At 63.2% G+C, this 24,949-nt stretch carries 25 protein-coding genes and 1 pseudogene; 18 read left to right on the top strand and 8 right to left on the bottom strand.

Annotated elements, in window-relative coordinates:
- Positions 1-26 precede the first annotated feature (26 nt).
- From C1A30_RS04395 to C1A30_RS04370, 6 genes are all read left to right on the top strand, one after another.
- Positions 27-2,303 carry an alkaline phosphatase family protein gene (locus C1A30_RS04395; RefSeq protein WP_235009647.1) on the top strand — a complete coding sequence of 759 codons (2,277 nt, stop codon included), beginning with the start codon at positions 27-29 and terminating at the stop codon, positions 2,301-2,303.
- A gap of 85 nt (positions 2,304-2,388) precedes the next feature.
- A complete protein-coding gene (locus C1A30_RS04390; RefSeq protein WP_101947630.1) occupies positions 2,389-2,769 on the top strand; it encodes a helix-turn-helix transcriptional regulator in 381 nt (126 codons plus the stop codon).
- 5 nt (positions 2,770-2,774) lie between these two features.
- On the top strand, positions 2,775-3,185 hold the full coding sequence (locus C1A30_RS04385; protein ID WP_101947629.1) for a VOC family protein: 411 nt from the start codon (positions 2,775-2,777) through the stop codon (positions 3,183-3,185).
- 3 nt (positions 3,186-3,188) lie between these two features.
- A complete protein-coding gene (locus C1A30_RS04380) occupies positions 3,189-5,564 on the top strand; it encodes an excinuclease ABC subunit UvrA (protein ID WP_101947024.1) in 2,376 nt (791 codons plus the stop codon).
- 28 nt (positions 5,565-5,592) lie between these two features.
- Positions 5,593-6,252, top strand: coding sequence for an MOSC domain-containing protein (locus C1A30_RS04375; RefSeq protein WP_101947023.1), 660 nt, complete (start codon positions 5,593-5,595; stop codon positions 6,250-6,252).
- A 53-nt stretch (positions 6,253-6,305) separates the two neighbouring features.
- Entirely contained in the window at positions 6,306-6,872 is a 567-nt protein-coding gene (locus C1A30_RS04370) for a dihydrofolate reductase family protein (protein WP_101947022.1), read from the top strand.
- Between the two features lie 47 nt (positions 6,873-6,919).
- Here C1A30_RS04370 and C1A30_RS04365 read toward each other — a convergent pair whose 3' ends face one another.
- Positions 6,920-7,321, bottom strand: a complete 402-nt coding sequence (locus C1A30_RS04365; protein ID WP_101947021.1) for a MerR family transcriptional regulator — start codon at positions 7,319-7,321, stop codon at positions 6,920-6,922.
- 60 nt (positions 7,322-7,381) lie between these two features.
- On the opposite strand from C1A30_RS04365, the gene C1A30_RS04360 reads away from it, so the two are divergent.
- Positions 7,382-7,882 carry a PPOX class F420-dependent oxidoreductase gene (locus tag C1A30_RS04360; RefSeq protein WP_101947020.1) on the top strand — a complete coding sequence of 167 codons (501 nt, stop codon included), beginning with the start codon at positions 7,382-7,384 and terminating at the stop codon, positions 7,880-7,882.
- 39 nt (positions 7,883-7,921) lie between these two features.
- Here the strand turns inward: C1A30_RS04360 and C1A30_RS04355 are convergent, their stop codons facing one another.
- The gene (locus C1A30_RS04355) at positions 7,922-8,326 is read right to left on the bottom strand and encodes a hypothetical protein (protein WP_101947019.1); all 405 of its coding nucleotides are present in this window, start codon (positions 8,324-8,326) and stop codon (positions 7,922-7,924) included.
- 136 nt (positions 8,327-8,462) lie between these two features.
- Here C1A30_RS04355 and C1A30_RS04350 point away from each other — a divergent pair, with 136 nt between their 5' ends.
- Both C1A30_RS04350 and C1A30_RS04345 read left to right on the top strand, forming a co-directional pair.
- Positions 8,463-8,780, top strand: coding sequence for a hypothetical protein (locus C1A30_RS04350; protein WP_101947018.1), 318 nt, complete (start codon positions 8,463-8,465; stop codon positions 8,778-8,780).
- 467 nt (positions 8,781-9,247) lie between these two features.
- Positions 9,248-9,604 carry a tautomerase family protein gene (locus C1A30_RS04345; protein ID WP_160112691.1) on the top strand — a complete coding sequence of 119 codons (357 nt, stop codon included), beginning with the start codon at positions 9,248-9,250 and terminating at the stop codon, positions 9,602-9,604.
- A gap of 8 nt (positions 9,605-9,612) precedes the next feature.
- Here the strand turns inward: C1A30_RS04345 and C1A30_RS04340 are convergent, their stop codons facing one another.
- Positions 9,613-9,870 carry a DUF3297 family protein gene (locus tag C1A30_RS04340; protein ID WP_101947016.1) on the bottom strand — a complete coding sequence of 86 codons (258 nt, stop codon included), beginning with the start codon at positions 9,868-9,870 and terminating at the stop codon, positions 9,613-9,615.
- A gap of 101 nt (positions 9,871-9,971) precedes the next feature.
- Here C1A30_RS04340 and C1A30_RS04335 point away from each other — a divergent pair, with 101 nt between their 5' ends.
- Positions 9,972-10,523 carry a YaeQ family protein gene (locus C1A30_RS04335; RefSeq protein WP_101947015.1) on the top strand — a complete coding sequence of 184 codons (552 nt, stop codon included), beginning with the start codon at positions 9,972-9,974 and terminating at the stop codon, positions 10,521-10,523.
- Between the two features lie 60 nt (positions 10,524-10,583).
- On the opposite strand, the gene C1A30_RS35990 is transcribed toward C1A30_RS04335, so the two are convergent.
- Entirely contained in the window at positions 10,584-10,811 is a 228-nt protein-coding gene (locus tag C1A30_RS35990) for a hypothetical protein (protein WP_235009720.1), read from the bottom strand.
- Here C1A30_RS35990 and C1A30_RS36485 point away from each other — a divergent pair.
- Positions 10,731-11,018 (top strand): aldo/keto reductase, encoded by a 288-nt coding sequence (locus C1A30_RS36485; protein WP_369974103.1) that lies wholly within the window; start codon positions 10,731-10,733, stop codon positions 11,016-11,018. The genes C1A30_RS35990 and C1A30_RS36485 overlap by 81 nt on opposite strands.
- On the opposite strand, the gene C1A30_RS04325 is transcribed toward C1A30_RS36485, so the two are convergent.
- Positions 10,937-11,629, bottom strand: a complete 693-nt coding sequence (locus C1A30_RS04325) for a hypothetical protein (protein ID WP_101947014.1) — start codon at positions 11,627-11,629, stop codon at positions 10,937-10,939. The genes C1A30_RS36485 and C1A30_RS04325 overlap by 82 nt on opposite strands.
- An 847-nt stretch (positions 11,630-12,476) precedes the next feature.
- Here C1A30_RS04325 and C1A30_RS04320 point away from each other — a divergent pair.
- Positions 12,477-14,135 carry a CdaR family transcriptional regulator gene (locus C1A30_RS04320; protein ID WP_160112690.1) on the top strand — a complete coding sequence of 553 codons (1,659 nt, stop codon included), beginning with the start codon at positions 12,477-12,479 and terminating at the stop codon, positions 14,133-14,135.
- 59 nt (positions 14,136-14,194) lie between these two features.
- On the opposite strand, the gene C1A30_RS04315 is transcribed toward C1A30_RS04320, so the two are convergent.
- Positions 14,195-14,500, bottom strand: coding sequence for a hypothetical protein (locus C1A30_RS04315; protein ID WP_101947012.1), 306 nt, complete (start codon positions 14,498-14,500; stop codon positions 14,195-14,197).
- A 32-nt stretch (positions 14,501-14,532) separates the two neighbouring features.
- On the opposite strand from C1A30_RS04315, the pseudogene C1A30_RS36480 reads away from it, so the two are divergent.
- From C1A30_RS36480 to C1A30_RS04305, 3 genes and pseudogenes are all read left to right on the top strand, one after another.
- A pseudogene (locus C1A30_RS36480) lies at positions 14,533-14,846 on the top strand (hypothetical protein).
- 188 nt (positions 14,847-15,034) lie between these two features.
- On the top strand, positions 15,035-15,949 hold the full coding sequence (locus tag C1A30_RS04310) for an MBL fold metallo-hydrolase (protein WP_101947011.1): 915 nt from the start codon (positions 15,035-15,037) through the stop codon (positions 15,947-15,949).
- A gap of 228 nt (positions 15,950-16,177) precedes the next feature.
- Positions 16,178-16,387, top strand: a complete 210-nt coding sequence (locus tag C1A30_RS04305) for a hypothetical protein (RefSeq protein ID WP_101947010.1) — start codon at positions 16,178-16,180, stop codon at positions 16,385-16,387.
- A 696-nt stretch (positions 16,388-17,083) separates the two neighbouring features.
- Here the strand turns inward: C1A30_RS04305 and C1A30_RS04300 are convergent.
- Complete coding sequence (locus C1A30_RS04300) at positions 17,084-17,827, bottom strand: sulfite exporter TauE/SafE family protein (RefSeq protein ID WP_101947009.1); 744 nt, start codon at positions 17,825-17,827, stop codon at positions 17,084-17,086.
- A 627-nt stretch (positions 17,828-18,454) separates the two neighbouring features.
- Here C1A30_RS04300 and C1A30_RS04295 point away from each other — a divergent pair.
- Positions 18,455-18,946 carry a pyridoxamine 5'-phosphate oxidase family protein gene (locus C1A30_RS04295; protein ID WP_101947628.1) on the top strand — a complete coding sequence of 164 codons (492 nt, stop codon included), beginning with the start codon at positions 18,455-18,457 and terminating at the stop codon, positions 18,944-18,946.
- A 172-nt stretch (positions 18,947-19,118) separates the two neighbouring features.
- Here the strand turns inward: C1A30_RS04295 and C1A30_RS04290 are convergent, their stop codons facing one another.
- Complete coding sequence (locus C1A30_RS04290) at positions 19,119-20,645, bottom strand: AMP-binding protein (protein WP_160112687.1); 1,527 nt, start codon at positions 20,643-20,645, stop codon at positions 19,119-19,121.
- 754 nt (positions 20,646-21,399) lie between these two features.
- Here C1A30_RS04290 and C1A30_RS04285 point away from each other — a divergent pair.
- Complete coding sequence (locus C1A30_RS04285) at positions 21,400-23,007, top strand: 4-coumarate--CoA ligase family protein (protein ID WP_101947007.1); 1,608 nt, start codon at positions 21,400-21,402, stop codon at positions 23,005-23,007.
- 466 nt (positions 23,008-23,473) lie between these two features.
- Positions 23,474-24,556 (top strand): methyltransferase domain-containing protein, encoded by a 1,083-nt coding sequence (locus C1A30_RS04280; protein WP_101947627.1) that lies wholly within the window; start codon positions 23,474-23,476, stop codon positions 24,554-24,556.
- The last annotated feature ends 393 nt before the right edge of the window (positions 24,557-24,949 follow it).

The raw sequence follows: 24,949 nt of genomic DNA, 5'->3' as shown, positions 1-24,949 counted from the left end.
CATCCCCATCGAGCTAAGGAGCCAAGATGGGTTACGTCGGGTACGTCGGCAGGGTGGGTGCGCTGGCCGTCGCGCTCGGCGTGGGCCTCGCGGTGGGAACGATGCCGGGTGTCGCACTGGCGGAGCCATCCGATGCGGCGTCGACGACGTCCGTGGAGTCGGACTCGCCGCCTCCGAAGAAGCACACGCCGAAGAAGAAGTCGTCCAGTACGCCGGTCAAGCCCGACGAGCCTGCGTCGACGGCTCCCGACACCGCTTCCGCCGCAACGCCGTCGACCAAGGTGACCACGACGGATCGAAACGAGAACACACCGACCACGCCGAAACGCAAACCGCGCAAGGTCGACCCCGATCGGGTGACCAAGAAGTCAACACGAAGTCCAGCACCGTCGAACGTCAAGCCCAAGGCCGATTCCAGCACCGACACCGCCCCGACACCGAGTCCTCCCAACGAATTTCGGTCGGCGGCCGACATGCCGAGCTCGAGTGCACGAACCGTCACCGTCAGCACACCGGTCACATCGCGTGTGGAGCCGCCCAAGTTCAGCGGTCCACTGACGCCGCTGAACATCGTCACCGAGGTGGTCTCGAGCCTGCTCGGTTGGGCCGGGCTTGGCCCCTCGATGACCGCCAGTCCCTTTGCGCCGCTTCACGAGCCGGTGTTGTGGACCATGTTGGCCTGGGTGCGCCGCGAGATCGAGCAGACGCTGCGAATCGCGGTGCCCACCGCGGGCGTGCAGCATGTCCCCGCGCTGATCGTCACGGGACCCAACCTGTTGGTCAACCCTGGCGCCGAACTCGGTGATCCGTCATTGTCGGGCTACAGCTCGGTGACCGTGCCGGGCTGGACGGTGACGGGCACCCCGACCGTCATCGAGTACGGCACACCGCGCCGCTTCCCGTGGCCCACTTCGTCGCCGGGCCCGACATTCCCGCGGTTCCTGGCGTTCCCCACCTCGGCCAGTGCGCCGCCCGACAGCGGCGAGCAATTCTTCGGGGGTGGACCGGTCGCGACGTCCACTCTGAGCCAAACTGTCGATCTCCGCGCCGCCGCTACCGAAATCGACGGCGGCACAGTGCCTTACGCGTTGAGCGGATACCTTGGTGGATTCACCATCGATCCGTCAGCGGCCTCGGTCCGCGTCGAGTTCCTCGACGCAAGCGGGGCGACACTCGGCACCGGCAGGATCCGCCCGGTCGGGGTGCTGGATCGCTTCTTCCAGACCCGGTTCCTCAGCCGTCAGACCACCGGAACCATTCCGGTGGGCACCCGCGCCGCACGCGTGGTCGTCACGCTGGCGGACCGCAACCCGGTGCTGGGCAACTACAACAACGCCTACGCCGACAACCTGTCGTTTCGGGTGGGCTCGGAGAACGTCGTCGCGCCGACGCTTGTCCGACCGGACTCGCACGTCGGCGAACTCGATCACGTGTTCATGGTCTACATGGAGAACAAGGGCTTCAGCGACATCGTCGGCAGCCGCAACGCGCCGTACCTGAACAGCCTCATCCAGACCTACGGGTTCGCATCCAAATACTACGCGCTGACCCACCCGAGCGACCCGAATTACTATCCGATCATTGGTGGTTCAGATTTCGGGTTCAACTACAACTGCCCGGCCGACTGCTTCGACCCCCCAGTGAACCTGGTCGACAACATCGAGTTGGCGCACAAGACCTGGGCCGGCTACATGGAGGGCGGCGGCGGCTACAGCACACCCACCGACCGGTTGCCGTTCCTCGCGTTCCATGACATCTACGACGACCAGGCCCGGGTGGAAAGCCACTTGTTCGATCTGTCGGAAATGGCAGGAGATCTCGTCGTTCCCCATCTGGCGCCCGATTTCGTGTGGTTCGCCGCCGACGACGCGACCAACATGGAGGGCCCCACCGATACCCTCAGCGGCGTCATCGGGTGGGCGTTGAGTCAGCTCACGCCGCAATTCCTTGGCGGACACCAATACAACGTGGCGGCGGGCGACCGATGGCTCGCCGAGACGCTGCCCATCATCATGGACTCGAACACCTGGAACGACCCCAACGAGAGAAGCGCCATCTTCCTGACCTTCGACGAGGACTACAACAACATCTCGTTGGGCATCGGCAATGACGGCAACCACATCGTCACCGTGGTCATCCCGTCACCGGGTGCGGTCGCAGGTGGGATGCGTGCCGGTGCGTTCATCGCCGACGACCGCTACGACCACTACAGCCTGCTGCGCACGATCGAGGATTCGCTCGGGCTTCCACCGCTGACCAACAACGACCGCTACGCGTACCCCATGAACGAATTCTGGACGTAGCCGCCCGTCGTACGATCCCGATGTGACGTTCCCGGATGCGCAACGACTGCGCGACCTCAAGCTGCTGCGCCGGGTCCGCGACCGGATGGACCGCGAGTATGCCCAGCCGTTGGACGTCGAGGCGCTCGCGCGGGGCGTGAACATGTCGGCAGGTCACCTGTCGCGCCAGTTCAAACTCGCGTACGGGGAGTCGCCGTACTCCTATTTGATGACGCGCCGGATCGAGCGGGCGATGGCGTTGCTGCGCGGCGGTGACATGAGCGTCACCGAGGTCTGTTTCGCCGTCGGATGCTCGTCGTTGGGGACCTTCAGCACCCGCTTCAGCGAATTGGTCGGCATGTCGCCGAGCGCCTATCGAGACCAGGCAACCGGTGCGGTCGGCGGGCTCCCGTCGTGCGTGGAGAAGCAGATCACCAGACCGATCAGGAATCGAGAAGCGCCCGCCACCCGGCTCCACATAACGTGAGCGACATGAACCTCACCATTCACTCCAGCATGTTGCCGCTCGACGACCCGGATGAGTCGCTGGCGTTCTACCGCGACGTCCTCGGCTTCGAGGTCCGCCTCGACGTCGGCAACGGCAAGATGCGCTGGATCACGGTCGGCCCGCCCAACCAGCCCGACACGAACGTGGTGCTCTACCCGCCTGCCGCCACGCCCGGCCTCACCGACGACGAGCGCCGCCTGATCGCCGAAATGATGGCCAAGGGCACCTTTGGCCAGATCAACCTGGCCACGAACGACCTGGACGGTACCTTCGAGCGCGTACAGGCGGGAGACGTCGAGGTCGTCCAGGAGCCGACCGAGCAGCCGTACGGCGTTCGCGACTGCGCACTGCGTGACCCCGCCGGAAACATGGTCCGCATCCAGGAGATCCGCTGATCCATGGGAAAGCCGACTCGGCCGCCGGCCCTGCACGCGGCGGACAGCCACGAAGTGATCCGGGTGCACGGCGCCCGCGAGAACAACCTCAAGAACGTCGACGTCGAACTGCCGAAGCGTCGGCTGACGGTGTTCACCGGCGTCTCGGGGTCGGGCAAGAGTTCGTTGGTGTTCGACACGATCGCCGCGGAATCGCAGCGGCTGATCAACGAGACGTACAGCGCGTTCGTGCAGGGGTTCATGCCGACGTTGGCGCGCCCTGACGTCGACGTGCTGGACGGGCTGACCACCGCGATCGTCGTCGGCCAGGAGCGGTTGGGCACCGACCCCCGCTCCACGGTCGGCACCGCCACCGACGCCAACGCGATGTTGCGCATCCTGTTCAGCAGGCTCGGGCAGCCGCACATCGGTTCGCCGCAGGCGTTCTCCTTCAACGTCGCCTCGATCAGCGGCGCAGGGGCGGTGACGTTCGAGCGGGGCGGCAAGACCGTCAAGGAGCGGCGCGACTTCAGCATCACCGGCGGTATGTGCCCGCGCTGCGAGGGTCGCGGTTCGGTGAACGACTTCGACCTGTCCGCGCTGTACGACGACAGCAAGTCGCTCAACGAGGGTGCGCTGACCATCCCGGGCTACAGCATGGACGGCTGGTATGGCCGGATCTTCCGGGGCTGCGGCTTCTTCGACCCGGACAAGCCGATCCGCAAGTACAGCAAGAAGGAATTGGACGCCCTGCTGTACAAGGAGCCGACCAAGATCAAGGTCGACGGCGTGAACCTGACGTACTCCGGGCTGATTCCTACGATTCAGAAGTCGATGCTGTCCAAGGACGTCGACGCGATGCAACCGCACATCCGGGCGTTCGTCGAGCGGGCGGTGACGTTCACGACGTGTCCGGAGTGCGACGGCACTCGGCTGTCCGAGTTGGCCCGCTCGTCGAAGATCAACGGGGCCAGCATCGCTGACGTGTGTGCGATGCAGATCAGCGATCTGGCCGAGTGGGTCAAGGCGCTCAACGAGACGTCGGTGGCGCCGCTGCTGGCGGCGCTTCAGCACAGTCTCGATTCGTTCGTGCAGATCGGGTTGGGCTACCTGTCGCTCGACCGGCCCGCCGGGACGCTGTCGGGCGGTGAGGCGCAGCGGGTGAAGATGGTGCGCCACCTCGGCTCGTCGCTGACCGACATCAGCTACGTCTTCGACGAGCCGACGATCGGCCTGCACCCACACGACATTCAACGGATGAACGACTTGCTGCTGCAACTGCGCGACAAGGGCAACACCGTGCTCGTCGTCGAGCACAAGCCGGAGGCGATCGCGATCGCCGACCACGTCGTCGACCTCGGCCCTGGGGCGGGCGCGGCAGGCGGCGAGGTGGTGTTCGAGGGCACCGTCGAGCAGTTGCGGGACAGTGGCACCCTGACGGGGCGGCATCTGGACGACCGGGCAACCTTGAAGAAGAAGACGCGCAAGCCCAACGGTGCGTTGCAGATTCGCGGCGCCGATACCCACAACTTGCAGAGCGTCGACGTCGACATCCCGTTGGGGGTCCTGGTGGTCGTCACGGGGCTCGCTGGCTCGGGTAAGAGTTCGCTGATCCACGGATCGGTGGCGGGGGCGGACGGTGTGGTGGCGATGGACCAGACGCCGATTCGGGGCTCGCGGCGCAGCAACCCGGCGACCTACACCGGATTGCTCGAACCGATCCGCAAGGCGTTCGCGAAGGAAAACGGGGTGAAGCCAGCGCTGTTCAGCGCGAATTCCGAAGGCGCGTGCCCGAATTGCAACGGCGTCGGTGTGATCTACACCGATCTGGCCATCATGGCGGGCGTCGCCACACCGTGCGACGTGTGCGAGGGCAGGCGGTTCGACGCGTCAGTGCTCGAATACAAGTTGGGTGGCTGCGACATCAGCGAGGTGTTGGAGATGTCGGTCGCCGACGCATTGTCGTTCTTCGGTGATAAAGCCAAAGTGCCTGCAGCACACAAGATTCTGGTTCGGCTTGCCGACGTCGGTCTGGGCTATCTGTCGTTGGGTCAGCCGTTGACCACGTTGTCCGGTGGCGAGCGGCAGCGGCTCAAGCTGGCGACGCAGATGGCCGACAAGGGTGACATCTACATCCTCGACGAGCCGACCAGCGGCCTGCACCTCGCCGACGTCGAGCAGTTGCTCGCGTTGCTGGATCGTCTTGTCGATTCCGGGAAATCGGTGATCGTTATCGAACATCACCAGGCGGTGATGGCGCATGCCGACTGGATCATCGACCTTGGCCCCGGCGCCGGGCATGACGGTGGCCGCATCGTCTTCGAGGGCACGCCCGCTGATCTGGTCGCTGCCCGTTCCACGTTGACCGGCGAGCACCTGGCCGAGTACGTCAGCGCGTGACCGGCCGTCATCCCGATAGGCTGCCGCCATGCCCAACGTGCTGACGGTCAATCTGGCGCATCCGTACCCGAATTCCGATAAGGACTCGCTGTTGACCGGCATCGACAAGCGTCCGACGGATGACGCGGTGAGCGTGCGTGCTCCCGGCCCGAAGCACGGCGGCCTCGGCAGTGGCCTGTTGGGTGACTACATCGGTGATCAGCAGTACCACGGCGGCGACGATCAGGCGGTCTACGCGTACGCCCGCGAGGACCTCGACGAATGGGAACGCGAGCTGGGCCGCGACCTGGACAACGGCATGTTCGGGGAGAACTTCACCACAGCGGGGCTGGACGTCACCGGCGCTCGTATCGGCGAGCGATGGCAGGTCGGCACCGACGGGCTGGTGCTCGAGGTGACCCGGCCGCGGATCCCGTGCCGGACGTTCGCGACGTGGCTGTCGATCCGAGGCTGGGTGAAGACGTTCACCAAGGCGGCGACGCCCGGGGCGTACCTGCGTGTGATCGAGTCCGGATCGGTGCGCGCCGGCGATTCGATCGTCGTCACCGATCGACCGACCCACGATGTGACCGTGGGCTTGGTGTTCCGCGCGCTCACGCTGGAACCGGAGTTGCTGCCCGAAGTTCTGCGGGCCGACGCGCTGGCCGATGAGATCAAGGATGTGGCGCGGCGTCGCGTGGAGTCGTAACCCCGTTGCGTGGCGCCGCGATGATTCTTGCCCTCGGGTGCAGTCTGAATGGCATGGGCAAGCTCATCTATGGCTTCAACGTGTCGGTGGACGGGTACATCGCGGACGCGCACGGCAACATCGACTGGTCCGAACCGAGCGAGGAACTGCACCAGTACTGGAACGACTTCGAGCGGGAGACCGCCGTGTCGCTCTACGGCCGGCGGCTCTACGAACTGATGTCCGCGTACTGGCCGACCGCTGATCAGGAACCAGACGCCACGCCGTTGATCGTCGATTTCGCCCGCATCTGGCGCGACATGCCCAAGGTCGTGTTCTCGCGCACGCTGGAGTCCGTCGACTGGAACTCCCGTCTGGAACGCGGCGACCCGGTCGAGGTGGTGACGAAGCTGAAAGCCGAAACCGACGGCCAGCTGGAGGTGGCCGGCGCGACGCTGGCCGCACCGATCGTGCAGGCCGGACTGGTGGACGAATACCGGATCGTCATCGCGCCCATCGCCGTTGGAGGCGGCACGCCGTTCTTCCCGGCGCTACCGTCGTGGATTTCGCTGGAACTGGTGGAGAATCGCAACTTCCCGGGTGGCACGGTGCTGTTGCGCTACGCGGCGAAACACGACTGATCGGATCAGTCTCGTTGCAGCACAGGGGATTTAGAGCGCCCAAATCGTCACTGTGACGTATCGAAAGGCTTGGCGGTGTGGATTCCGCAGGTGCAGTCGTCGATCGACGGACAGGTGCAGCGCATGCCCCACTCGATGATCTGTCGTGCGCGTTGCAACTCGGCTATGCGCCCATCGATCTCGGCGAGTTTCGTCTCTGCGAGCGCGCGACTCGCGGGCCGGCCGGGGGCGTCGTCGGCGAACAACACCTGGATCTCGTCGAGTGCGAACCCGGCGGCCTTGCACAGCCTGATCACGTCGAGGCGGGCGACGATCGACTGGTCGTAGCGGCGCTGACCCCCGACGCGATCGGGGGAGCGGATGAGGCCGATCCGCTCGTAGTAGCGCAGCGTGGTGGCCGCCACGTCCGCCTGCTGAGCCAGTTCGCCGATCGTCAGAGTGCTGGTCATGATGCGTCCTTTGATCCCTGGGCTTGACTTGGAGTTAACTCTAAGTTGTTGACTGTAGCCATGCACAAGCATCCACAGCGAGTCGACCTTGCCCATGAGTTGAGCCGCGCCCGGTACGCGATGCTGCGGACGTACCGGCGTGACGGCACCGCGGTCGACACCCCGATATGGTTCGACCTTCAAGGAAGCTCTTTGGTGTTCCGGACGAAGGTCGGGCCGAAGACCAAACGGATGGCCGCACACCCCGAGGTCGAGATCACCGCGTGCGACTACCGTGGCCGGATCATCCGCGGTGCCAGCACGTTCACCGGTCGAGCGACCATCCTGTCCGGAGCCGAGGCCACGGAAGCCAATCGCGCGCTGCATCGGCGGTATGGGTGGCAATGGACTACCGTGCCGCTGATCAAGATTCCCGGCGTCACCAATGTGCACAGCGGATTGCCCCTGCGGGAGAAGTTGCGGTGGGCGCGCGACCGAAATGTGTGGCCCGACAGCGCAATTGTTCGGATCGACTTCGACGGACGCGCATCGGATGGTGGCGGACCCAATACGTCACAGTGACGTATTGGGTTGGGGGACAAGGGTGTTCGCGGGGGAGCCTTAGGACTTCTTGTCGCCGGATCGGGGCCGTGCTGGCCGCTTCCGCGCAACCGATGTGCCGCTGCTCGCAAGCCGGCCGAGCGTTGCCGCGCCGGGCAGCGACGACACGGCGTTGTAGACGTCGTTGCCAGTGGCGACAAGGGCTTCGAGTTGCGGCAGCAGCGCGTCCATCGTCCGGATCATCGGATCGGCCAGTGCGAGGTACCGTTCGGCACGATCGATCGCCGTGTTGAGGCGTTCCGTGGCGATCGCGAGATTCTCGATCAGGTCAGGCAACTGGCTGGCGAGTTGGATCGAGGCGGGTGGGATGCGCATCGCTCCGGTCGCGACCGATTGCGCGGTGTCGGCGGCCGCCTGCGCGGCGGCCTTGATCTCTTTCGGGGTCGGAACCTTCGGGTTCGGCATTTGGTAACCATGACTCGGATGTGCGTATCTGTCCGAGCTTTGCGGTAAACCCGCGCATCTGTCGGTCGTTGGAGGCATGAACGATCTTGAAGCCGGTCTCGTTGGATGCGATATAGCGCCGCAGGAAGGACGAATTGTGCCGAGTTCACGGATTTCCACGCGTACCCGACGCTGGCTTGCGGTCGGTGCCCTAGCCATTGTCGCGGCCAACGCCGGCGCGCCTGTCGCCGCAGCCGATCTGGTCTTCCCGTCAGCAGGTTCGGAATCTGTCGGAGCCACGGTCGACGACCTCAAGGCTCAGGGGTACAACGTCGTGGTCAACTTCTTGGAAGGCCAGCCCAACGTCGCGCTGTCGGCATGCACCGTCATCGGGATCGACGACCCGAGCCCGCCGACAGCGGATCCGGCAACGGTCACGGTCTCGGTCGATGTCGAATGCCCGAATGCGAAGTAGTCAGCGGCCCGCACGCTGACCTCAATCCGTCACAGTGACGAAATGATGGACACCCGCGGGGAAGGGATGAGGACAGACCTGCCGGTCGGCAGCCGGTCGGCCCGTGTGGTTTCGGTGTGATGAGTCGCGCGCATCGCGACCGAGCGCACCGAAATCGCCGCGCCGTTGCGCACGGTCCGGCGTGCGGAGGACGGAGCACGCCGGTAATGCGTGCAGCCCCTGAAGATTTCGCGGTCTGGAGTTCGAGGCTCAGGTAGACAAAACGCCGATAAGCCACATTATGTCAAGTAGGCCATTGCGTGGTGCACCACCTGAATCACTGCCCGACCTCCTGCTGCCGTGAGACGGGCGCCAGGACGTTCCGGACGCGACTACACTTGCAACACCTTCACGAACAGATCCTCTCCTACTCGCCAGGTCGGAATCCGATGCCACTTTTCACGGTCACGTTGCGTTCCCGGAGAACGGTGGCCGAGAAGGACGCGATATCCGCTGCCATTCATGAAGCGAGCGTCAGCGCTGGGTACCCCGAAGATGATCACTTCCAGAGGTTCCTCTCGTTGGAAGAGGCCGACTTTCGCGTCAGCCCCCTCTACCCCGATCTGCAGAAGCCCCGCAGTGAGCGTGTCGTGATGATCGAGGTTCTGGTGTCGTCAGGGACCGATGCAGACAGGAAACGGTTGCTACTTTCCGCGATCGTGAGCCGCCTTCAGTCGGCCGGAACGGATCCCAACGACGTCATGGTGTTCTTCGGCGAGATCGACCGTGCCAGTAGTTCGTTTGGTGGCGGCCGTCCAGCCCTGCCCGTCGAGGTGCGACCTTAAGGCGTCCGCTATTCCGTTGAGCGGAAATATGGCTCAACCGTGCCACTGAGCTTGACGACCATGGGATTTCCGCGGCGATCCCTCGCGGTGGGGACTTCAACGCGCACCCATCCCTCGGCCACGTTGTATTCGTGAACATTGGTTTTCTCGGCGCCATTGAAGCGAATACCCACACCGCGGAGAAGCACCTCTTCGCTATAGAAGGCGCTGCGCGGATCGATGGAGAGGTGATTCGGGGGAACGTCTGTGTTCTGATCCTCGGACATGGTGGCTTTCGTTGAATGCTCGGACTGTTGTCAAAGAATCTACGCGACCAGTCCAAGCGGCCTGACTGCTCGGGGAACACCACCTGGGTGGACAATATGTCGTGGCTCTCTCCGCAACGGTGTTCAAAGTCGAACTCGGCGTCTCCGATGTCGATCACGATTACTACGCCGATCACATGCTGACCGTGGCCCGTCATCCCAGTGAGACCGATGAGCGGATGGTGGTGCGGTTGTTGGCGTTTGGGCTGCGCGCACACCGGCTCAGCGACGTCGACGGTGAGTTGGCGTTCGGGGCGGGCCTGTCCACCCCTGGCGTACCAGACTTGCGGCTCGCGGACTACACGGGCCGGATCCTGGAGTGGATCAACGTCGGCCAGCCCGATGGACGCGCCTTGGGCAAGGCTGCCAGCCAGGCCGACCAGGTGGTGCTGTTCCCGTTCGCCGCCGGAGTGGACACCTGGTGGCGAACCGTCGGCCCCAAGGTGGCGGGGCTGCCGAACCTGTCTGTGGTGCAGATACCGCATGAGCCGGTGCGGCAACTGGCTCAGACCGTCGATCGACGGTTCGCGGCGCAGGTAATGGTGATGGAGGGTCAGGTGACGATGACCGTGGGCGGTGTCGACGTCACCTTCACGCCCGAGCGATTGAAGTGAACGCCTGAGCCCCACGGTGTGCCGCGTCCCAATGCGATTGATCCGCCCACCGTGACGAGATCATCTCAACGTGTCGGCCGCGACTCGGTCGGCGACGGTGCGGCGGCGCAGCGAGGCATCGGTAAGGGCAGCCGGTTGATAGGCCATGTCGAGTTGACCGATGTCGGTGCCCGGCGGGACGATCGCGTCGATCCGGTCGAGGAGGTCATCGGTGAGCACGAGATCCGCATCGACGCCGTTGAACAACTCATCACGCTCGCCGACGAGGCCGGCATCACGCTCACCCATCTGGTCACCGCTTTCGCGATCACCCACCCCGGTGTCACTTCAGCGATCGTCGGTCCGCGCACCATGGAACACCTTGACGATTACCTCGCCGGCGCGCCGGTTACGCCTTCGCCCGCGGCGGCGCATCACATCGCGTCAGCGCGCGGCCCGGCGGCCTGGCCGTACAAGTTCGCAGCCGCCCCCATCGCGGCACGGACAGTGTTGTAGTAGTGGGTGCCGACACCGCCGCTACGGTATTTGCGCAGTTGCGGGTTCTGCGCAAGCGTGGCCGCGAGCACGCTGTCGCTGATGCGGTACTTCCTGAACGCATCGCTGAATCGGACGATGAACCGCGCAATCGCCTTGTCGGGGTCTTGGCGCTCTTCGACCGTGCCGAAACTGGCCTTCTCCTGGAACAGGCCGATGACCTCGTCAGCCCTGCTACCCCGGTTCCCGTAGGCCTGCACACCGCCGGACACGGCCGGGCGGAAATCGGACTCGATCTTCGCAGTGGCGATGATCGTCTTGATCTGATCTTCACTCAGCCCGGCCGCCTGCCCCTGCCTCACGATGGCCTTGACTATCGCCAGCGCGTCGGAGTCCTTGGTCACCGCGGCCACCGGTGCGGGCGCGGCTGCCGGTGCAGGGGCGGGTGCGACCGCGCGGACGACAGCGACTTCGTGCGCCGGCTGTTGGTCAATCGCGACCGATGTCGCGCGATTCGTCGGAGTAGACAGCACCGCCGCGCCACCGATGCCCGTCACCACGAGAACGCCCGCGAGAATCGTCTTCGCAGGTTTCTGTGCGCCGGATGTGGCAGGCATTCGGTGTTTGGCCATGGTTGTGCTCTCTTTTCGGGGGTTTGAACTTGTGGATCCGTGTGCCGGACCTCGGACTCCCCCTCAAAACCCCGCAGCTCGGGAGCTGAGCAGCAGGGTCTGATCGCGCACTGGTCGCGATCCGGTGACTTGTCACCGAAATAAACGGTGCGTGCCAGCGAAATTCGCTGAGCGCGCGTTACAGCCGCAGTGACGCACTAGCTGACTCGCCACGACTTTGCCAGGTTGTGATCGGCGTCACTCAAACTAGTGCTACTGCACCGTCGCAGTCAGCCGTGAACTGTATTCGAACAATCGCGATCTGGCAAAATCGCACAGGATCTTCACAAGTTGAGCAACACAGTTCGCGCATCATCCGTGACCGGATGGATTCTTTGCTGGGGCTTTCAGCGCAGGTGCCTCTGCGGGTACCGTTTCAGGCCGAGGCGCCTGTGGGTCATCCCATGCGAATCGCCAAGCCGTCAAAGCGGATTAGCGTATCCGACGTCGCGGCGTACCAATGTTGGATTCCAAACCTGGTGTCTCCCAGTCAGTTTCGATGTTATCCTCGACCCCGGTTAGCATCAGATCCACCGTGTGCCCCACGCGCCAAGATGTCAACGACGCCAGTGGCACCAAGCCGCATCAACGCCATCAGCTTCTGCTAGAGCCCAGCAGGCCGCCCAGGACGCCGACGCATGCGTCAATTTGTCCTCTCGGCGCCGCCCGGTACAACAACAGCGAACTAACTGGAGGCGCTGGTTGGCGATGTAGGATTGCCGAGAGATCGATTTGAATGCATATCCGAGGAGCAGGTCAAACGCTGATCTGCCGCCTATCGGACATGTGTCGGGGGGTCGGGCTGGACGTGACAACCGCATCGCTCGGCGCCGGACCGGCATCTGGTGAGCTGGCCGCCTTATCTCAGCTCACGTTCGAGTTGCGCGACGCAGCAACCGTGCTCTGCCAGGCCGCTGCTGCGGTGCCCCGCCTAGGGGCCTGTCAGACAGAGGCCACCTACCTGCACATCGATGGATCATGGCGATTGTCGCCCTCGGGCGAGGATGAACGTCCTGACTTGGATCAACTGATCACCGAATCCGGCGGTAGCGGTGCCATGGAGATACCCGGACGCCCGTGGGGCTGGGCTTTTCCCGTCCGTCACCAAGGAGTTGTCGAAGGCACGCTTGTCGTCAGCGCAGCCGACCGCCCCTCAGGCGAGCACTTGCAACTCTTGATGGTGTTGGCGAATCAGACGGGCGCAGCGCTGGCATGTGTTGCCCTTCGTCGGCGAGACGAGCGGTATAACGAGGAACTCGCAACAATCACCAGCGACCTCGTCGGTGCGCGGCAACGGCTGAGGAGCAGAACCCGCGCATACGAAATCATCGAGGCGGCGCTGACAGGCGGTCACGACGAGCTGGCGATCGTCGACGCGCTGCACGAATTGACGGGGCTACCGGTGGTTCTTGAGGACCGATTCGGCAATCTTCGCCGCTGGTCCGGCCCTGGACGGCCAGAGCGCTATCCCAAACAAGACCCGCAACGGCATCAGCGCCAACTGGCTGTGTTGGCTGCTCGTCGCGGGCCCATGCGAATGAAGGATCGCATCGCCGTACTCCTGGCGTCGCGCGGCGAAACTCTGGGCGTATTGGCAATCGTCGACCCCCACAAGCAGGTAACCGAAGACGACAAAGACGCCCTGCAATTCGGGTGCACGTTGTTGGGCTACGAATTGTCCCATCAGCGAAGCCTGGTCGAGTTAGAGGAAGGCATTCGCCAAGAACTCGTCGATGACCTCCTGGCCGGCACGGGCGGCGAGGGCGCCATCGCCAGGGCAGAAGCGCTTGCCCACGACCTCCGCGGCCCGCACTACGTAGTAGTCGTGCACAGCTCGGCCGGTTTGGGTTCCGTGGTGGCCGCCGCCGGCCGCGCGGCCGCTGCGTTGCAGCTGAACACGCTTCAGGGACATAGTGGTCAGCTGGCGGTGCTACTGACCGCAGGCCGCCCGGACCCACAAGCGCTTTACCGCCAGCTGAGCGAGTTGCTGAGCCCAGCTACTTGCGCGATCGGCGTCGGATCGCGGTGTGAAAAACCGTCGGAGTTCCCGCAGTCGTTCGCCGAAGCCAAACGAGCACTGAATGTGCGGATGCATTCCGCGGCGCCCGCCGGTGCGTCTGCCTACGACGAACTCGGCTTCTACCGTCTCATCGACGTAGCCCACGCGTGCGGGGCCGTCGACGACTTCATCGGCGAATGGCTGGGCGCGCTTCTGGAGTACGACGCCGCCAAGAATTCGGAGCTCGTTCTCACACTGAGCCAATACCTGGAAAACGGTGGGAGTTACGACGAGTCCGCCAAGGCGCTGCACATCCACCGCAGCACGTTGCGCTACCGGCTGGCGCGCATCAGTGAACTGACGGACCATGACCTGCGCGACGTCAATACCCGATTCAACCTCCACGCGGCTGCCAGGGCGTGGCGTTTTCTCCACGCCAAGAGTGTGCAGCTGACCGGTCCGCCCTGATCGGCCGACAGGGCGAAACTCGATCTCTGCAATGCCCGGCAGGACAACGCAGTTGGTCATCATCGGAGCTGTGCCAGTAACTCGTCCCGATGGCGGGCTGCCCACTCGTTCAGGTGAATTGGTTCGCGGCCTAGCAGGTCGTGAACGGTGGTAGTGGTGATCGCCGAGTAGCTCAGGCGACCATCGCAGGTTTGTTGCAACCAGCTCAACGCGCTCGAAGCGTATGCGTCGTCGTAGAAGTCGGGTGTGAGGATCACCGCGGGGACGTCGCGCTGCAGCACCTGGCTCAAAGTGGCCGCAACCTCGGCGGCGTTGAGCAGATCGGTCGACAGGTGAAATCGGGAGTTCACCGTGCTGGCGGCCAACCGGTTGGCTGCGGCTTTGTCTGCACACTTTGATGTCGGTTCCAAGATCGGTGGTCGTCGGTCTCCACGACGACCCGCACATTACCCGGCTCATCGGCGAACTCAGCCTGTGCAGTGAACGATTGCGCACCTTATGGGCAAAGCACGACGTAAGAGTCCGTGAGGGGGCGGCACGAAACTGCAGCATCCCCTGATCGGCCCGCTGGACTTGCAGTACCAAGAGTTCGCGCTGCCGGAATCCCAGCATCTGCTCGTCACCTATCACGCGGAGCCGGGCAGCCCCTCCGAGCATGCCTTCCACATGCTGGCCGACCTGGCCAACGAACAGCCCGTGACGCAACTTTGAGCGGTGCCGCCAAACCGCCAGTATCGGATGCGGTTTCACCCTCGGCGGGGTGGTTACGACCAGCGCGCGCTCGCCGCTCCCCCGCCATGTCGACGATGCCCGCCACAACGCCGGTGAACACAGACGCTTCGATCATGCGGATCGCGGAGCGTACCGCGTGGCAATCCTGGGATGAGTAGGGTTCGAGTATGGCCGACCGCGCGCAGCTAGGTGCCGCGACAGTCACGCGGGTTGTCGAGTGGCGACTCGACCTGCCGCTCGCCATGTTTCCCGAGACACCACAGGCGGCGTGGCGGGAGCTGCCATCCGAACTGAGCCAGACGTTCTGGGACTCCGACAACTGGCACGCCGTCGTTCAGACGTGGGCGATCGAGGTGGATGGCCTCACGGTGCTGGTCGACACGGGCGTTGGCAACGGCCGCGACCGCCCCGCGATGCCGTTCCTGTCCGGTCTGGACACCGATTTCCTGGAAGCGCTCAACGCCGCGGGCATCGCACCCGACTCGGTGGACGTCGTGGTGAATACCCACGTCCATACCGACCACGTCGGCTGGAACACCAAGCGTCAGAACGACGAATGGGTGCCGACCTTTCCGAATGCGCGCTACCTAGTGCCAGAAGCCGACTACCGCTACTACCACCCCGACAACGCCGACGCACGCGGCCCCGGCCGGACTGAGGAGCATCAGGCGCGGTTGGATGCGAGCCGAATCCTGTTCTCCGACAGCATTCTTCCGGTTGATGCGGCGGGCCAGATCGAACTGTGGTCCGACGACCATCGCGTCAGCGACTCGTTGAGGTTACGGCCGGCCCCCGGCCATACTCCCGGCTCGTCTGTCCTGTGGCTGGATGCGGGCAGTCCCGCGGTGTTCGTCGGTGACCTCACCCACAGCCCCATGCAGTTGCACAGACCTGCGGATTCCTGCGTACTAGACGAGAACTTCGACGAGGCCGCGGTGACGCGTCGGCGGGTGCTCACCGAGGCGTCCCGGAGGCGCGCCGTCGTCATCCCCGCGCACTATCCGGGGGTCGGCGGCGCGACCGTGGTGGCGCGCGGCGACGCTTTTGTGATCGATGAGTGGCTCGAGGTAAGCGCCCTGTAGATATGCCGACGCCCACTGCCACGTCGCGCACGACATCAGTTATGGCGCTTGCGTTTCGCACGCACCGAGAACCGCGGGCCGTCCCGAAGATCGACGATGAGGAGCGAACCCCACGGGCGCCCGCGCGGATATCCGTCTCGACCGCCACTGCGATGACGTCGGCCGAGGAAGCCGTTGATGATGTAGCCAGACGGCGCGATGCTTCCGTTCGCGCCGTAGGCTCAGGGCGTGCACAACGTGATCCTGGCCAGCGCCGCGTCAACGGCTGCGCTGACGGTAGGGCTTGCGGTGTATGCAGCGTTGATCTTCGCCGGCATCGCGGTGACGATCCACGACGCACGCCGGCACCGCCGGGGCCGGGCGATCGCAGCCGCGGTGATAGTCGGTGTGCTGACCCTGGGCGGGCTGGTTATCGCGATCGTCAGCAGTGCCGCGTGAACTATCACAACGCGACAGGCGTGAACACCGGATGGTTGGCGACGTCCGGCAACTCCCGGAAGTAGTCCCTTGACGAGCTTCCCTCCACGACGGGCCGATCCCGCGAGCGGTCACTACTTTCCCTCGAAGCCCGATTCATCCGTCGGTCGCGACATGTTCTGTCCGCACGGAGTGAGGCTGTATTTCCTGCAAACCCAATCGGACAGCCAGTAAACATCTGATGCCGCACAGCGATACAAGATCTGGTCCGGGCGCCGGTTGCGATCTGGCCAGCAGTCAGCACCTCTCCCCCGTCGCATTACACCCGATTCACTGCTGCGCATCGCGAGGAATACGGCGGGATCGAATCGGCGGGTTACCAGCAAAACACCAAATTTTGCATCAGAGGAATCATCGCCCACCTCTGTGCCATCACCGCTTTCACGTCGTTTTCGGCTGGTGTACAGGGCTTCCCGCGTGCTGTCCCTGCGGCGCCGACTCGTGCCGCGATCTTGAACTGGCGGTCGACGGATTGGCGTTCCCGGGTCGCAGTCGAGTTGGCGGCCGAGGGCAGCACCATGGTTTGGCTGGCACCCCCCTGGGCCGTCTCTATGCGCGGTCAGCTTATGTGGCCGTTGTCATCCTCGTCTTCGTCCTCGTAATGCTGCACGCTTCATCGGTGTTCAGCCCGTTGGCTCTTAGTCCGCTGCTACGCGACTAGATGAACGGGCGGCATACCAGCTCAAGGCCGAGCAGTATCAGCAGCGCCAAAAAACACCGCCGGAATTGCGTGGGACTGATCCGTGACCGGATTCGGCTACCGACCCACATCCCAGCCATTGCTGGGACAACCGCGAGAGCGGAGGGGCCGAGGTGGTCGAGCTGCAGGGAGCCTTGTGTCATGAGCCCGACTGCCAGTGCGATGGTGGATGTCGTGAATGAAAGTCCTAGCGCCTGAATCAGCTTGTCGGTGTTGAACTTAAGCGCTTGCAGATATGGCACAGCGGGTATGGTGAGGATCCCGGTGGCGCCCGTGATTACTCCCGTCACGACCCCCACCAGCGGCGCCAACCAGACCTCGACAGAACGCGGAATCGACAGCGTCGGCGTCAGTAGCGCATAGCCGGCGTAGATGATCAAAACGGTTCCCAGTGAAACCCCGGACCACATGGGGTCGGCGTGCACCAATAAACTTGAGCCGCCGACCGTGCCCAGGACGATCCCGATCATCATCGGCCATAGGCGCCGCACCATTGTCACAATCGCAGGCCCAGCAAGCAGTTGTCCGACGTTGGTCACCAACGAAGGAATCACAAGCATCGCCGCCGCAGCGGCCGGCGGCATAGCGATTCCGAGCACACCCATGGCGACGGTGGGCAGGCCCATACCTGTGACGCCTTTGACAACTCCGGCGCCCAGGAACGTCATCGTCACGAGGATGACGAGGATGGAGGTCTGCATGAAGTAATTGCATCTGCAACCTGTGCGTTGGCACAATCCGGATTTTTGCTTCTCGCCCTTCGTACAATCCGAAGGGTCTGAAGGGTACGCAGATAGCGTGCGGCTTGACAGTGCTCGGGACTGCCCGCCGCAGGATCGGCGTTACGCCCCAGGGCGAGCATCACGCTCTAGCTAGCTCCATCCGGTCCTGTCGCCCGAAATGGCGACGAGGGATGGAACGGACTGTTTAGTCCGTTATAAGCAGCATGCCGCTTGGTTCGGATCTGGCGCTTAACGGACGTCTAGGCCCTTGAACAGCTGGCAGCCCGGTCTCCGCGTTATGAGGACGGCCAGGCCCCGACGTCTCTGCAAACGACGGTCAAGCCGGGCACGGATGCTTGGCTGGCTCGAACTCAGCCGACGACAGGAGAAGGGTGCCGCCGCCAACAATGTGGCATGGGGAAGCCTCGACCGATACCGCCATATGCGCGCTAGTACAGCATATTTCCCGGCACGGTTGCTTGACGACACTTCAGATTCGAGTCCGGCCTCGGTCGCGATGTTCCTTGGTCTCTGCCCGCCGGGCAGTGACGCCGTCAGTATCGAACACCTGTGCCGGTGCCGGCGCACAGAACGGAAGGCAGTGATATGACCCTCATCGACAACGATATGCGCGACATCGTCGCTAGCGCCAAGCTCGCGTTTGTCGCGACGGTCAATCCCGACGGATCGCCGAACCTCTCCCCGAAGGGATCTTTGCGCGTCTACGACGATGATCATGTCGCGTTCATGGACATCGCCTCACCTGCCACCATCGCGAATCTGTCCGTGAACCCTCGAATCGAGATCGCTGTTGTGGACTTCCTGCGCCGACGAGGCTACCGATTCAGTGGTACTGCCGAATTGCACGAGCCCGGCAGCCCCGTGCACACCTGGTTACATCACTGGCTGCTCGAGCTCAACGGGCCAGGCTATCCGGCCAACCAGGCGGTCCTAGTGAATGTTGAACGTGTGCGACCGATCCTGTCACCGGCCTACACCTATGGCGGTGCCGACGAACAAAGCCTTCTCACCCAGTTTTCAGCCGCCTACCTCCCCCACACCCACTCCACCGATCAGCCGACAGGCCGAGGGAAGTGACTTCGATCTCGGACCAGCCCGGCATAGGCTGCGGTTGAGGAAGTGTTGGATACGGATGCACTCGATCATGGCGTCTACACCAAATAGATTGGACTGAAAGAGCTCTCGAATCCAGTCATCGCGCATCACCAATCCTGCGTTGATGTCGATGCGGGAGGCGATGGCACCGCACCTAGATCTGTCTGTGTTCGGGCCAGTAGCGGGCCCGTAGCTTCTGCTTGAAGATCTTTCCCGAGTCCTCGCGTGGAAGATTGTCATTGAACTCGATGATGCGCGGAACCTTGAAGGACGCCAACTGGTTCCTCAGAAATGTACGAATACCCTCGGCATCGCCGACCCCGGATTCGCGCAGCTGCACCACCGCTGCGACGGATTCACCGAACTCGTCGTCTGGGATGCCGAACACCGCGCAGTCGGCCACATCGGGATGCTGAATCAGCGCAGCTTCGATCTCGGCCGGGTAGATGTTGACTCCACCCGAGATGATCATGTCTTTGCTGCGTCCACACAAATACAGGAAGTCATCGTCGTCGAAATATCCGATGTCGCCGAGCGTGACCAGACCGTCCTTCTCAATCGCCGCCCGGTCGCGGTCGCGGCCGTGATAGGTGAAGTCGCCAGCCCCGGGATTCCAGACGTAGATATCGCCGATCTGGCCTCGCGGTACCTCCGACCCGTCGTTGTCGAGGACTTTCACCACGCAGCCGTCGACTACTGTGCCGACTGTGCCTTCGTGGGTCAGCCACTGCTGGCTGTTGCAGGCGGTGACGATGCCGACCTCAGTGCCCCCGTAGTACTCGTCGACGATCGGGCCGAGCCATTCGATCAGGGCGTGCTTGACCGACGGCGGGCACGGCGCAGCACCGTGTGTGATTCGCTTGAGGGAGGACATCTCATACCGTGCCCGAGTGTCCGGATCGAGCGCCAACAACCGGACCATCATCGTGGGAACCAGGTGCAACGTGTCGATCGCGTAGCGATCGACGAGGTGCAGTAATCCCTCGGCATCGAATTTCGGCTGCAGCACAACAAGGCCACCCGTTCTACCGGCCAGCAGGGCGAATACGTTAGGCGCCGTGTGATACATCGGACCGCAGACGACGGTGCGCATCGCGGGCGCCACGCCGAGCGCGGAGACGGTGCCCGCCATCACGGGATGCTCGGTATCCAGCGGCTTGAATCGGCGAACTCCCTTCGGTGTGCCAGTGGTCCCGGAGGTGTAGATGATGCTTGGAGCAGGTGGGTGGGGTGGGTTCGTGCAGCGACCCGCGGAGGCGACAGCGGCATTCCACGATGAGCCGACCGTAGCGCTCTGCTGTGGGAACTCGTACGCGGCCCAGACTTCCGGCGGCGTGTCGACTACCAAAACGACACAGTCGTCTGGGACCTGCCTTTCGATCTGGGCGAGCAGGTCTGCGTGCACCAGAAGGACCTTTGCGCCGGAGTCACGAAGTATGAAACCGACCTCGTCGCCCTTGTAATGCCAGTTGATCGGGACAGGGACCGCGCCAAGCGCCTGTGCCGCATACGACGCCTCGATGAACGCGAGGTCGTTGCGCAACATGATTGCCACGTGGTCGTGCAGTGCGATGCCATGGTCGCCAAGGACAGTGGTAGCGCGCTCCACGCGATCGGCCATCTGCTCGGCGGTGAGATGCCGGTCGCCCGAGATGTAGCCGGTCAGTGTCTTACAGTTCATCGGTCCCATATCTGTGCTGAACGCATTCCGATTGCGAATGCGTTCAGCACCGGTTGGAGGTTCTCAGATCTTACGCAGACATTTCGGAACGGGTCGCATGCTCACCGTGATCCGCCGGTGAGGCGGCGCCCTGCTCAATGTTGCGGTCGCGGCAAGCTATCCGGATCCAATTGCGTCTGCCAGACGGGACTGCCGACTCTAATTGTGCGCCGCGGAACAGGGTTTCAGTCCCAACGCATCGGTAATGATCAGAACAGGCCGCCGACGCCCTCCTCCCCTCACGATCACCACACAGGCCTCGCGCGCTCGCCCGTGTGGTCGCCGGTAGGGCAACGGACATCGAGATCGTTCAACTCGAACCGTCTTCCAGCCCGGATCGTGCGAACTAAAAAGTCCAGTGTTGACTATCCGAGCTTGATCTCAGTTAGTGGTCGATGGCTATCGAGGCCGAACGACTCACGGCTGCGGGTGTGTCCGGCGCAGCGCATCGGCGCACCACGTGTATATATCAATATCCATTGATATATAAGACCTTTCGATCGTACCGAACTAGAGACATTAGACGCTGCGTGCGCGCATGCGAATGGAGTAGACGCGGCATCACCCATCACATCGCGCACACGCCGGGACCGAATCATTAGGGACTAAATAGTCCGGCTATTTATAGGATCGTTCTGGCGGCCGCAGGCGTTAAGGATCAAGTAGCCGACTGACGCGGATCAGGTAGACGGCAGGCCATTTGATTGGAGGCGGTATGAGTTTCGCGAGTCTCTTCCCCGAGGTCGAGATTCCTTCAACCAGCGTGTACGACTACCTGTTCGGTGGCCTCGACGCCGCAAATCTGGACCGCATCGCGCTGGTGGACGCCGAGTCCGGCCGACAGACCAGCTACCGCGACATGATCGCGCGCATCGACGCGTTCGCCGGCGCGCTGGCCGACTGCGGTGTCGGGGTCGGTGATGTGGTCGGGCTACTGTCGCCGAACAGTTCGGGCTTTGCGGTCGCCTTCCATGGCATCCTGCGTGCCGGTGCGACGGCGACGACGATCAACGCGCTGTTCACCGCGAAGGACATCGCAAAGCAGCTGGCCGACTCGAAGGCCAGGATGCTGGTAACGGTCGAGGCGCTGCTGCCCCAGTCGAAGGAAGCAGTCGCGGCGGTGGGGCTGTCTGACGCCGACTTGGTGGTGCTTGACGGCGAGGGACGCGACGCCGCCGGACACCCCAATTACGCCGAACTGATAGGCAAGGGCCTGCCGGCACCGCAGGTGGATTTCGCTCCGTCGTCGCACTTGGCGGCGCTGCCCTACAGTTCCGGTACCACCGGCATCCCCAAGGGTGTGATGCTGACGCACCGCAACTTGGTGGCCAATGTCGCCCAGATCCGGCCGGTTAGCGGGATCGTCCCAGAGGACGTGGTGTTGGCCGTCCTTCCGTTTTTTCATATCTACGGCATGACGGTGCTGCTGAACGCTGCCCTGCATGCACGTGCCCGGCTGGTCGTGATGAGAGGTTTCGACCTCGCTGAGTTCGTCGGCAACATTCAGAACCACAAGTGCACGATCGCGTTCATCGCGCCGCCGATCGCCGTTGCGCTGGCCAAACATCCGCTGATCGATGATTACGACTTGTCCTCGCTGAACGTGGTGATGTCCGGCGCCGCCCCACTGGACGCCGACCTCGGCCATGCCGTCGCCGAGCGGGTGGGCTGCCGGGTGGTACAGGCCTACGGAATGAGCGAGCTGAGCCCGGCCAGTCACGTCACCCCGTTCGACGGAGGCATGCAAAAGATGGGGAGGGTGGCGCCGCTCAGCTCGGTCGGGTGGACGGTGCCGAATGCGGCCTCCAAACTGGTACATCCCGACACTGGCGAGGAAATTGGTATTCCAACAGAAGGTCTCAGTGAGACCGGCGAACTGTGGTTCAAGGGGCCTAACGTGATGGCCGGGTACCTCGGCAACGAGCAGGCCACCCGCGAGATCATCGACGGCGAAGGCTGGCTGCACACGGGGGATTTGGCTCGGGTCGACTCACGCGGCTGCGTGTATATCGTTGATCGGCTCAAGGAGTTGATCAAATACAAGGGCTACCAGGTGCCGCCCGCCGAACTCGAGGCGGTGCTGTTGGGGCATCCGTCCATCGCTGACGCCGCTGTCATCGGCGTCAAGGACGCCGAAGGCGAGGAAGTGCCGAAGGCATTCGTGGTCAGGCAGTCTGGTGTTGAGTTGACGGCAGACGAGGTTATCGATTTTGTTGCGGGCCAAGTCGCTCCGTACAAAAAGGTGCGCCAAGTGGCGTTCATCGATGCGATCCCGAAATCCACGTCGGGCAAGATCCTGCGTAAGGATCTACCGCCTGCGTAACGCACACCCTACGTATCTGTTCGCCGAGAAACGGATCGACGTATCCGAGAGCCGTTTGGTGCTGCGGCAGACGACGGCGGCAACCCTTGTTACCGCGACGAGATCGCCTGTAGTCGACCACTCGCGCCCTGAGATTGACTACTTAGGCTGAGGGTCGAGTGACGCAAGAAATCTCGCCAACACGGTGCGAACCGGCGTGAAATATGTGGCGCATGGTTGGTAGGGGCGGTCGGCCCTGGAATGCGCTGAAGCTAGTTCGATACACATTTCTCTGGGGCACCGCGCAACTACGTTAGCCAACTGTCCCGCCCTACTGACCCGAAACTGACTGAAAAACAGGCGAATTGAGACGTAGGATCGCTTATCCGCCGACGCCGAAATTGCCTCGGATATTGCATTGAATGTGAATTGAGTGACTTCTCACATGACATTAATCGGTGTCGGCGATCCGCGTAACATCGTCAATATGATTGCAACAGACCGGCTTTCCGAAACTGAATCCACTGACGCCGAGGCGTTTGGCCGTCGGATGCTCGGCGTTTTGAACGACGCGGCCGTTGCGCTGCTGCTCAGCATCGGCCATCAGACCGGTCTGTTCGACTGTATGGCCAACCTTGCGTCGGCTACCAGTGCTGAAATCGCCTCGGCTGCAGGACTTGATGAGCGCTATGTGCGTGAATGGCTGGGCGGAATGGTTTGTGCGTCGATCGTTGACTATGACTCGACGACGCATACCTATCATCTGCCAGCCGATCATGCACCGGCGTTGACGCGGGCTGGCGGCACCGACAATGTCGCCAAGATGACCCAGTACATCGCCCTTCTCGGCGAGGTCGAACAGCGCATCGTCGGCTGCTTTCGCAATGGAGGCGGATTGTCGTACAACGCGTTTCCGCGCTTTCACACGCTGCGCGCTGAAGAAAGCGCTGAGGTGTTCGATGCTGCGCTGGTCGGTACGATTCTGCCGTTGGTCAACGGGCTGACGCAACGACTGCGCGGGGGTATCGACGTCGCCGATTTCGGTTGCGGTCAAGGACATGCCATCAATGTGATGGCCCGGGAGTTTCCGGCGAGTAGGTTCACCGGTTACGACTTCTCCGAGGAGACCATAGCCGCGGCGCGGGCGGAAGCGGATGCGTTGGGCTTGTCCAACACGACGTTTCATGTGCGCGATCTCGCTGTGCCGGCTGCTTCGGAGGCATTTGACGCCATCGTGGTGTTTGATGCGATTCATGACCAGGTCCACCCTGACAAGGTGCTTGCGAATATTTATCGTGAGCTGCGGGCCGGTGGTGATCTGCTGGTGGTCGACATCAAGGCGTCATCGGATCTTGCGCAGAACCGTCGGGTTCCGTGGGCTTCCTGGCTATACACGGTGTCGACGATGCATTGCATGACGGTTTCGTTATCGGCCGGTGGGGCAGGGCTCGGCACGGTGTCGGGCCAGGAGTTGGCCACCGCCATGCTGGCCGATGCCGGCTTCGCCGAGGTGGACATCGCGCAGGTCGACAGCGACCCGTTCAACAACTACTACATCGCCCGCAAGTAGGCGTGACGACGGCGGCCGCGCATACTGCGGCGCTGCATGACTGACCTTCGAGGTCACGCCGACCACGCGTTATCGGGTTCCTGCACCGTCGCAGATCGGCTCGTCGATCCAAAAGCCGCGCTCGCCGATGGGTTGGAGTTGGCCAGCCGCGGAATGATGGGTGAGTTGCCACAAGCACTGGAGGTAGAACGTGCCTCGCGCCTTTCGATATAGATCGGTCGACGTAGGAGCGCGCACTGGGGTGAGCGTGTGATCTGAGGTTTCGACGCCTCCGCATTGCTCAGGGACGTTTCTCCACAGAATTCTCTGCAATACGTTGGCGCCGAGAGGACCTACCTTGTTCCGCACACCTCGAACGGCCGGCAGAGACTTTCGTATCAGCCTCTCGCTGCA

Origin of the sequence: Mycobacterium sp. 3519A (assembly GCF_900240945.1) — a bacterium.
Classification (GTDB): domain Bacteria; phylum Actinomycetota; class Actinomycetes; order Mycobacteriales; family Mycobacteriaceae; genus Mycobacterium.
The sequence above is the reverse complement of the archived record's forward strand: the minus strand, read 5'-3'. Positions and strand labels throughout refer to the sequence as shown.